At 62.4% G+C, this 8,775-nt stretch carries 8 protein-coding genes; 3 read left to right on the top strand and 5 right to left on the bottom strand.

The annotated features are described in order from the left end of the window. Together VJS90_RS05295 and VJS90_RS05290 are read left to right on the top strand one after the other, a co-directional pair. The coding region (locus tag VJS90_RS05295; RefSeq protein WP_324119746.1) for a T6SS effector BTH_I2691 family protein at positions 1–3,195 on the top strand (3,195 nt) is incomplete at its 5' end. Next, positions 3,180–3,989: a DUF6708 domain-containing protein gene (locus VJS90_RS05290; RefSeq protein WP_324119744.1), complete on the top strand. Its 810-nt coding sequence runs from the start codon at positions 3,180–3,182 to the stop codon at positions 3,987–3,989. The genes VJS90_RS05295 and VJS90_RS05290, both read left to right, overlap by 16 nt. A gap of 45 nt (positions 3,990–4,034) precedes the next feature. Here VJS90_RS05290 and VJS90_RS05285 read toward each other — a convergent pair whose 3' ends face one another. The 5 genes from VJS90_RS05285 to VJS90_RS05265 all read right to left on the bottom strand — a co-directional run bounded on the left by VJS90_RS05285 (position 4,035) and on the right by VJS90_RS05265 (position 7,794). After that, positions 4,035–4,844 (bottom strand): OmpA family protein, encoded by an 810-nt coding sequence (locus VJS90_RS05285; RefSeq protein WP_324119742.1) that lies wholly within the window; start codon positions 4,842–4,844, stop codon positions 4,035–4,037. After that, positions 4,841–5,194, bottom strand: coding sequence for a DUF4398 domain-containing protein (locus VJS90_RS05280; protein WP_324119739.1), 354 nt, complete (start codon positions 5,192–5,194; stop codon positions 4,841–4,843). Before VJS90_RS05280 ends, VJS90_RS05285 begins: the two co-directional genes overlap by 4 nt. Positions 5,195–5,203: 9 nt before the next feature. Then, complete coding sequence (locus tag VJS90_RS05275) at positions 5,204–6,028, bottom strand: substrate-binding periplasmic protein (protein ID WP_324119737.1); 825 nt, start codon at positions 6,026–6,028, stop codon at positions 5,204–5,206. An 87-nt stretch (positions 6,029–6,115) separates the two neighbouring features. Further along, the gene (locus VJS90_RS05270) at positions 6,116–7,045 is read right to left on the bottom strand and encodes an electron transfer flavoprotein subunit alpha/FixB family protein (RefSeq protein WP_324119735.1); all 930 of its coding nucleotides are present in this window, start codon (positions 7,043–7,045) and stop codon (positions 6,116–6,118) included. Next, complete coding sequence (locus tag VJS90_RS05265; RefSeq protein WP_324119733.1) at positions 7,045–7,794, bottom strand: electron transfer flavoprotein subunit beta/FixA family protein; 750 nt, start codon at positions 7,792–7,794, stop codon at positions 7,045–7,047. Before VJS90_RS05265 ends, VJS90_RS05270 begins: the two co-directional genes overlap by 1 nt. Positions 7,795–8,337: 543 nt before the next feature. On the opposite strand from VJS90_RS05265, the gene VJS90_RS05260 reads away from it, so the two are divergent. Next, positions 8,338–8,775 (top strand): NAD(P)/FAD-dependent oxidoreductase (locus VJS90_RS05260; RefSeq protein ID WP_324119731.1); only part of this gene is annotated, 438 nt, incomplete at its 3' end.

The following is an 8,775-nucleotide window of genomic DNA, read 5'->3' as shown; positions in this document are numbered from 1 at the left end:
ACCAACAATACCAGCGAGGTCGTCGGCATTCTCACCCGTCAGAACCTGCTCTGCACCAATGGCGGCTGCAAGGTCTGCGAGCGCACCGGCCTGCCCATCATGCTGCTGCGCAACGCCTATGCCCCCGCGCCGGGCACCTTGCGCAAGCAGCCCGGCGCCAGGGCGCTGCCCATGCGCCTGGAGCAGGCGCGCACACTGCGCCACGGCTATGTCTATGTGGTCCTTGATCTGCAGGAGTGGCAGGCCTACGAGGTTACCCCGGAAGGCGCGCTGCGCCAGTTCCCGCCGTACCAGCCCCCGCTCGCGGCGCCGCCGTCCCTGAGCCGCTGCTGCGTTGCCGCGGATCACGACATTCCCGCCGCCTTCATCAACATCGACACGCAGATGTTCAGCAACGCCTGGATCGCCTTCTCCAACGACCCGTGGTCCAAGGAGGTGCTGGACCGCTACCTGACCGGTTGTGGCAGCGATGGCGTCGACACCAGCGACCGCTTCACCTGGATCGACCTCAAGGCCGCGCGCGAAGACCCCGCCAGCATCGGCCGGGCCATGACCGGGCAGGACCTGCAGTTGCACGACGTGCTGGAGTACACCGAGGGTGCCGCCGGCGACTTCACCAGCGCCCACGGCTTCTATTCGCGCAACCAGCGGCTGACGGCGATGCGCGGCCACGTGCGCACGCTGATACAGCGCGAACAGCTCGAGCACGGCATCCTCGCGCTGACGCTGCCCGACCCGATAGGCGTGGTGCAGGAGGCCAATGCGCAGCGCGCCGCCTGCTTCACCGCCCTGCAGGAATGGCGTGCCGAGCCGCAGCGGCGCTTCGAGATGTTCACCTCGCAGGCGCTGCTGGGCATTCGTCAGTTGCAGGATGCCTGGGCGGCGGCACAGGCGGCGGAAGAGGCCGAGAAGCATGAGCAGGACACAGAGCGGTGGAACAGCAGCCCGATTTCGGCCAAGGTAACGCTGCCTGCGGTGGACCTGGGGGCGGAGACTGAACGCAGAACGTCCATCAAGCAGCAGGAAGCCCGCGAGCGCCTGGAGGAACGCTACGATGAAGCCGCCCGTGCCGCCTTCGAGCAGGAGTACCTGCGCGAACAGGCTGCCTGGCAGAAGACCGTCGATGCCATCGGTGAGCTCTACGCCCAGCAGTTCGACTCGGCGATCTTCAAGCTGGCCACCCGCTACGATTACGACACCGCCTGGCCGCGCGGCACCGAGAATTTCATCCGCATGATCGCCCCGTGCCTGTCCGGCGGCCCCAGCGAGGCCCCGCCGCTGGACGGCGCCGCGCTGGGTGCCACCCAGCGGCTCTGGCAAGACCTGCTCGAAGACCGCGACAGCCTGCTCTATCAAGCCTTGCTGGCCAGGGATCAAGGGCTGGTCCAGCAGCTCGCCAGCGCGCTGACCGGTGATGACCTCGGCCGCGTATACGCCACCCTCAGAACCACCATCACCTCCCAGGAAGGCCAACGCCTGTGGGTCGCGCCGGTGCGCGAGGCCATTGGCCAACTGCTCGCCGCTACCGCCAACGCCAGCAATGTGCTGGTCCGCCAGCTGGGATCGCAGACCCAGGCCCTTGTCGGCCACCTGCACAGCGCGGCCCTGCTGCGCTATACCGGCCAGCATGTCACGCAGATCGTGGTGTCGCTGCGCCTCGGCGAGTATCTCTCGCTGCTCAACGAGGCCCTGCAGGAGCGCACCGACGCTTTTCTCAGCCAGCTCGACGAGCAGTTCCGCAAGCCGGCGCAGCGCAAGGTGCGGGCGATGGTACTCAGCGGCGCGATCGCCATCGCGGTGCCAAGCAATCACGGCAAGCTGGTGAACGTCGCCCTCTGGTCGCTGGAAAGCGCCGAGGCGTTGCAGGCCCGGTTGGAAAAACTCCGCGTGAGCGCCAGCGCCGGCGTTGCCGATGCGGTGCGTGCGGTGAGCATCGGCACCGCCAGCTTGCAGGGCGGCGCGGCCCACAGGATCCACAACCTCGGCATCAGCGCGGCCCATGCCCGCGAGCTGGCCAAGGAAGCCCTGCAGGGAATGCGCAAGCCCTTGGGCGGCCTTGGACCGGGCAAGTTCGACCTGCTGCTGAGTTTGGGCAGTTTGTGGTTCCAGCAGGACAGTTTGCGCAAGAGCTACGAGGCCTTGGCGAATGCCTCGGAGGGCGAAAAGCCGGAAGCGCTGGCGGCGGTGTGGTCCACGTCGGTCGGGGTGATGGGCTTTGGAATCGAGATTGCCGGCTTCACCACAAAAGTGTTGAGGCCGGACCTGACAACGCTGATACAGATAAAGGGGCAAGTACAGACGGTGGGAAGGGGTGCAAGGATTGCTCAATATGGTGGTGCGATCGTGGCTATAACCGCAATAGCAGACGGAGTGCAATACGCATTTGCGGCGCGACGAGCATCACATAATAGTGACGGAACGTCAGCGGGCATATACGGAGCTGCAAGTTTCATATCGTTGGCTGGCGCCGTTACTGGGGTGGCCGGAGTCATGGCACCTCAAGCGATACTCCTTGGCCCGTTAGGAATCGCGATCATCCTTGGGCTCGCGGCATTTGCAACTGCCACTTGGGCGAAGAGGATGGAGTCTACTCGTTTAGAGCTATGGGTTCGAGCGTGCAAGTGGGGTACCCCAAAAACACCCCATCAATGGATATCAGCCATTCATTTCGACACGGCTATCGGCGCACTCAATGCCGCTGCTTTGGGGATGACCGCCGAGGCTGATATTGTTGTGCGCTTGGTAACCGATCCCACACACGGATCTACAGATCCAATGAGCGCAGTCCTCGCCGACGCCGCCTCCGTCTCGGCTCGGGCATACTTGACCTACACTCTAAAACTTCCTCACTACCAACCTGATATTTCCAAATACACATGGACCTTACGAGTCTTCCGCTCGAGCGAGCGCCACAGCCAAACAATCGCATCGAGCCACGATTATTCAAGTGTATTTCCGCAAACCCAACAGCGCCATATCGATTACGACCCCAAGACGGTAGAGACTACGATCGAGCTAGACACCAGTTCAGCGCAATTGAACATCGGCGGTTCGATCGCGCTGATTTCTAACCACCGCATCCATGCTCTGGAGTTAGAGATTTCGTATTGGCCGGATAGCTCTGATGAAGCCGGCCATGCTCGACTTCTTGTAAAAAAAGACAAGATGGATTCAGCAGGGTGGGGAAAAAAGTGAAAAATCCGCGACTAACACCACCCTGTGCCGGCTGGGAGGCCGATCTATCTTTCCCCACAAGGCAGTCACTTACGGTAGCTACGCTGGGATATGATACCCCAAACCACATAGATGATACCTATCTGGAAATATCACGAAGCTCCAATCGCAGACGTGGAGTTCTAATATGGCTCTCGCTATTACTGGCGGCGAGCTATTTCTTCCTACTGGATCTGTCTCAAGCCTTCAACCAGCAACACCTCGGTGTCATAAGCTTATGGATTGGAACAACCGCCCTGGCGGCCTGGACAATTAGCACAACCTTGCGCCATGACCTAAGCCCGCCTCGCGACGAACCGATTCGCCTCAATCGTGCACGCCAAAAAATATTCGCTTATAATTTTAAATTTCAGTGGTGGAATCCGTTTGAACCAGGACATATCGAAACTGTAGCTTACGACTGGACCCAAGTTCGTGCTGAATCATGGAAGCTACGAAAGGCAACGACACACGGCATCATCACAACGTGGGGAGTTGTAATATCTATCGTTGACCCAGGCACAAACAACGTTATTGACCGCTTTCCTCTTACCACCATGGGCGCAGACGAATCTGCCTGGGCATATATTTGCACTTACATGCAACACGGCCCATCCAAACTACCAACACCTGGGCCTCCTCGAGACCACGACAATGTGCCTTGGTATAACCTGGCGCTGCGACTTGCGCCGAAGGTCAAATGGCCTGAAGACATGGACCGGGAGTCGCGCACTGCGCCTCGATCTCTCGCCGCTCAGCTCGCAGGAGATGCCTGATAAAACACGGTCCGGCGCAAGCACCGGACCCCATCATTATGCAACTCAGCGCGCAGCGCCCAACTTCCCCTTGTCATCCGAGAACACGATCTCGACACGCCGGTTCTGCGCCCTGCCCCGCTCGGAGGCATTGGCCTCGACCGGGAACTGGTCACCATAACCCTCGACTTGGATACGTTTTTCGTCGACACCGAGGTCGACCAGCATGTCGGCCACCGCCTGCGCGCGGTCGCGGGACAGCTTGAGGTTGTCTTCGGGCGTGCCGGTGCTGTCGGTGTAACCTTCGATGCGCACGATGCGGCGCGGGTTGAGCTGGAGGAACTGCACCAGCTTGAGCACGGTGCGGCTGGCGGAGTTCTTGAGCTCGGCGTGGCCGGTGTCGAACAGCACATCGCCCAGGGTCATGACCAGGCCACGATCGCTGTCCTGGGTGGTCAGGCTGACGATCTGGGCTTCGACCCATTTGCCCTGTTGCTGCACCTCGGCCAGCTTGGCCTCGCGCAAGGCAAGCTGCAGCCGCTGGCGCTCGAGGTCCAGCTTGGTGAGGCGCTCCTGGTTGCCTGCAAGCCTGGCGTGCTCGCTGGCGATCTCGCTGTAGCGCTGGCTCAGGTAGGCATAGTGGCGAACGTCGGCGCCGCTGCCGATGTAGCTGGACAGGCGCTCGGCGCGGGACAGCGATTCGCCGGCGCGGATCACGTCTCGCGGGGCGCTGCGCAGCACATCCGAGTCGTCCTTGACCTTCTGGAAGGCAGCGCCGGCTTCATCCAGCGCCTGCTCGCTGCGCTGGCTGGCGCAACCCTGCAACCCCACCAGGGCCAACACGGCCAAGGCCGTCAATGGCGTGAAACGGATCATGGCTGCACCTCCAGCTGTTTGCGCAGGCGCGTAACGCGCGACTGCAGCAGCTGCAGCTGTTCTTCGCTCTTCTGCGTCAGTACGCGCGCTTCAGCCAGGCGCGCGTCCAGCTCGGCCTGCTCGGCGCGCATGCGAGCGTCGCGATAGTCTTCGGTGGCCATGTCGCCACGCGCACGCTCCAGCTTGTCCTCGGCGGTCTTGAGCGACTCGACCTGATCGGTGGCGCCAACGGCCTTGGCCTGTGCGAGCGCCTGCTCGGACAGACGCATCTGCTCGACCGGCGCCGGGTCATTGGCACAGCCAGCCAGACCCAACAGGGCCAGGGCAAGGAATAGCGGTTGAATTCTCACACAATCTTCCTACTGGTTAGGGACGTCCAGCGGTGCCTGCATCTGTGCCTCCCAGCGCTCGACATTACGCTGCAGCACTGCCTGGGCCACACCGGAGGCCGGCAATTCTGTCAGTTTTTTTGCGAGTTGTCCGCGCAACCAAGCGTCATTGCAGGCCGAGTTGTGCGACAGGGCCAGGTACAAGCCAGGCCTGTCCAAGGGCAGGCCACGGGCGATGAGGTCATTGCCCATGCCCAGGCTCTGCACCATGGCCATGCCCGAATAGCGCCCGGCAAGCACATAGTCGACCTGGCCCAGCAGCAGTCTCTGGAAAGCCTGGGTCAGGTTCTGCGCGGCCTCGAGCTTGAGCTGCGCCTTGGCGAAGGCGTCGAAGGCCGCCGTCAGACGGGCCTTGGCCGACACCGCGCCACGGTACCGGGCAAGGTCTGCGGGGCCGTCGTAGACCACCGCGGCATCATGCCGGGTCCAGACCAGGTAGTCGTTGAGCGCAAGCGGCGGATGAACATAGTCCAGCGCGGTCAGTTCACTGCTCTGCAATGGCGTATCGATCAACAGGTCCATTCGCCCGCTGCGGACTTCCTGCAGGGCCTGCTCGCGCCTGCCGGCATGCAGCACCTCGACTGCCAGCCCCAACTCCCCCGCGACCTGGCGCAGGAGGTCGACATTGGCGCCGATCAAGTGCCGGGGATCCTTCGGGTCTTGCCACGAATAGGGTGGCGCATCCGGACTGCCGGTTGCCACCAGGCGCTCGCACTTGCCTGCGGCCATTGCCGCGGGCGACAGCAATGCCGCCGTGCATGCCAGCACTGTACCCGCTCGGCCAAACCACGCCATGCCCAGACCTCCCTGTTGCCCATGAACGAAAAAACCCGGCCCTCAGTGTGTGAGGGCCGGGTTTTCTTTATAAGTGAAGCAGGTGGATCAGACCAGCTTTTCCAGCTCCGGAATCGCTTCGAACAGGTCGGCGACCAGGCCGTAGTCGGCGACCTGGAAGATCGGCGCCTCTTCGTCCTTGTTGATCGCGACGATCACCTTGGAGTCCTTCATGCCGGCCAGGTGCTGGATCGCGCCGGAGATGCCGACGGCGATGTACAGCTGCGGCGCGACGATCTTGCCGGTCTGGCCGACCTGCATGTCGTTGGGCACGAAGCCTGCGTCGACCGCGGCGCGCGAGGCACCCACGGCGGCGCCGAGCTTGTCGGCCAGGGCGTACAGGTGCTTGAAGTTCTCACCGTTCTGCATGCCACGGCCACCGGAGACAACGATCTTGGCGGCGGTCAGCTCTGGGCGGTCGGACTTGGCCAGCTCTTCGCCGACGAAGGACGATGTGCCCGCGTCGTGGGCGGCGCCCACAGCCTCGACCGCGGCCGAGCCACCTTCGGCGGCCACGGCGTCGAAGCCGGTGGCGCGCACGGTGATGACCTTGATCGCCGCGCTCGACTGCACGGTGGCAATGGCGTTGCCGGCGTAGATCGGGCGCTTGAAGGTGTCGGCCGATTCAACCGAGATGATCTCGGAAATCTGGTCGACGTCCAGCAGGGCGGCAACACGCGGCAGGATGTTCTTGCCGTTGGAGGTGGCCGGGGCCAGCACGTGGCTGTAACCCTGGGCCAGCTCGACCACCAGCGGTGCGATGTTTTCCGGCAGCTGGTGGGCGTAGGCGGCGTTGTCGGCCAGCAGTACCTTGGCGACACCGGCGATTTTCGCGGCGGCTTCAGCGACTGCGCTCACGCCCTGGCCTGCGACCAGCACGTGGATGTCGCCGCCGATCTTGGCAGCGGCAGCGACGGTGTTCAGGGTGGCCGGAGCAACGGCGCCGTTCTCGTGTTCAGCGATAACCAGGATAGTCATTAGATTACCTTCGCCTCGTTCTTCAGTTTCTCGACCAGTTCAGCCACCGACTTGACCTTGATGCCGGCGCCGCGGGCTGCCGGCGCTTCGACTTTCAGGGTCTTGGTGGTGGAGGCGGTGGAAACGCCCAGGGCGTCCGGGGTGACGTTTTCCAGCGGCTTCTTCTTGGCCTTCATGATGTTGGGCAAGGAGGCGTAGCGGGGTTCGTTCAGGCGCAGGTCGGTCGTGACGATCGCCGGCAGGTTCAGGGCAACGGTCTGCAGGCCGCCGTCGATCTCGCGGGTGACGCTGACCTTGTCGCCCGCCACGTCCACCTTGGAGGCGAAGGTACCCTGGGCATAGCCGGTCAGGGCAGCCAGCATCTGGCCGGTCTGGTTGTTGTCGCTGTCGATGGCCTGCTTGCCGAGGATCACCAGCTGGGGCTGTTCCTTGTCGACCACGGCCTTGAGCAGCTTGGCCACGGCCAGCGAGTTGAGCTCATCGGCGGACTCGACCAGCACGGCGCGGTCGGCGCCCAGTGCCAGGGCGGTGCGCAGTTGTTCCTGGGCAGTGGCCGGGCCGATGGTGACGACGACGATTTCGCTGGCGACGCCTTTTTCCTTCAGGCGTACCGCCTCTTCGACGGCGATCTCGCAGAAGGGGTTCATGGACATCTTGACGTTGGCAAGGTCGACGCCGGAGTTGTCCGCCTTGACGCGAACCTTGACGTTGTAGTCGACCACTCGTTTGACAGCTACAAGAACCTTCATGGATTCCTCGTTACTCTCCGGTGAATAGAATGTCGCCTGGGCCGGGCCCGGCGATTGCGCGTGGGTACAAGGGCACCTCTGAAAACGATCCTGGCGTGGGCAAATTCAGGGTTGACCGAACCGCCCTGCTTCAACCTGTCGCGTAAAACCCGCGGGGAATTTTCTGACGTGACGTGTAGAATTCACTACAAAGCGGGCCATGACATGACGGCCGTGCTTTTCGCCTGGTTTTTAGAGGTGCACCTGCATCCGCCGATCAGCATACGGCGAGCGTAAAACCGCTCGTATCTTGACCGTAACGCCCTATGGGGTCAATACGGCAAATCGGCCAGCCTCCAGCCGCCGCTCAGTGATTTTACTGGGGTTCGGCAAATTCAAACAAACGTTTGTATTGGACCCGCCAGGTGGTGTAGTTATAATGCGTGGCCAAGACAAAGCGGTGTAGTCCGTCATCTTCAGAACTACAGCCAGCGTAGCTGTACGTGACCGCTCGACACCCAACAGACCCAGCAACAACGATGAGCCTTGAGTAGGAGAGAACCTGTGGAACGCGAATACATGGAATTCGACGTGGTCATCGTCGGTGCCGGCCCCGCTGGCCTGTCCGCCGCCTGCCGTTTGAAGCAGAAGGCCGCCGAAGCCGGTAAGGAAATCAGCGTCTGCGTGGTCGAAAAAGGCTCCGAAGTCGGCGCTCATATCCTGTCCGGTGCCGTGTTCGAACCACGGGCCCTGAACGAATTGTTCCCGGACTGGAAAGAACTCGGCGCACCGCTGAACACCCCAGTCACACGCGATGACATCTTCGTTCTGAAGAACGCCGACAGCGCGCAGAAGATTCCTGACCTCTTTGTGCCCAAGACCATGCACAACGAAGGCAACTACATCATCTCCCTGGGCAACCTGTGCCGCTGGCTGGCCCAGCAGGCCGAGAACCTGGGCGTGGAAATCTACCCGGGCTTCGCTGCCCAGGAAGCGCTGATC

The organism is Pseudomonas sp., assembly GCF_035277045.1.
Taxonomy (GTDB): domain Bacteria; phylum Pseudomonadota; class Gammaproteobacteria; order Pseudomonadales; family Pseudomonadaceae; genus Aquipseudomonas.
Note: the sequence above shows the minus strand (reverse complement) of the source record. Positions and strands in the feature narration are given on the sequence as shown.

Bases quoted from the DNA above. Each gene is read 5' to 3' on its own strand.
- VJS90_RS05270 (WP_324119735.1), bottom strand. From the start codon at position 7,045: ATGACTATCCTGGTTATCGCTGAACACGAGAACGGCGCCGTTGCTCCG.
- VJS90_RS05285 (WP_324119742.1), bottom strand. From the start codon at position 4,844: ATGATCCGTTTCACGCCATTGACGGCCTTGGCCGTGTTGGCCCTGGTG.
- VJS90_RS05275 (WP_324119737.1), bottom strand. From the start codon at position 6,028: ATGGCGTGGTTTGGCCGAGCGGGTACAGTGCTGGCATGCACGGCGGCA.
- VJS90_RS05265 (WP_324119733.1), bottom strand. From the start codon at position 7,794: ATGAAGGTTCTTGTAGCTGTCAAACGAGTGGTCGACTACAACGTCAAG.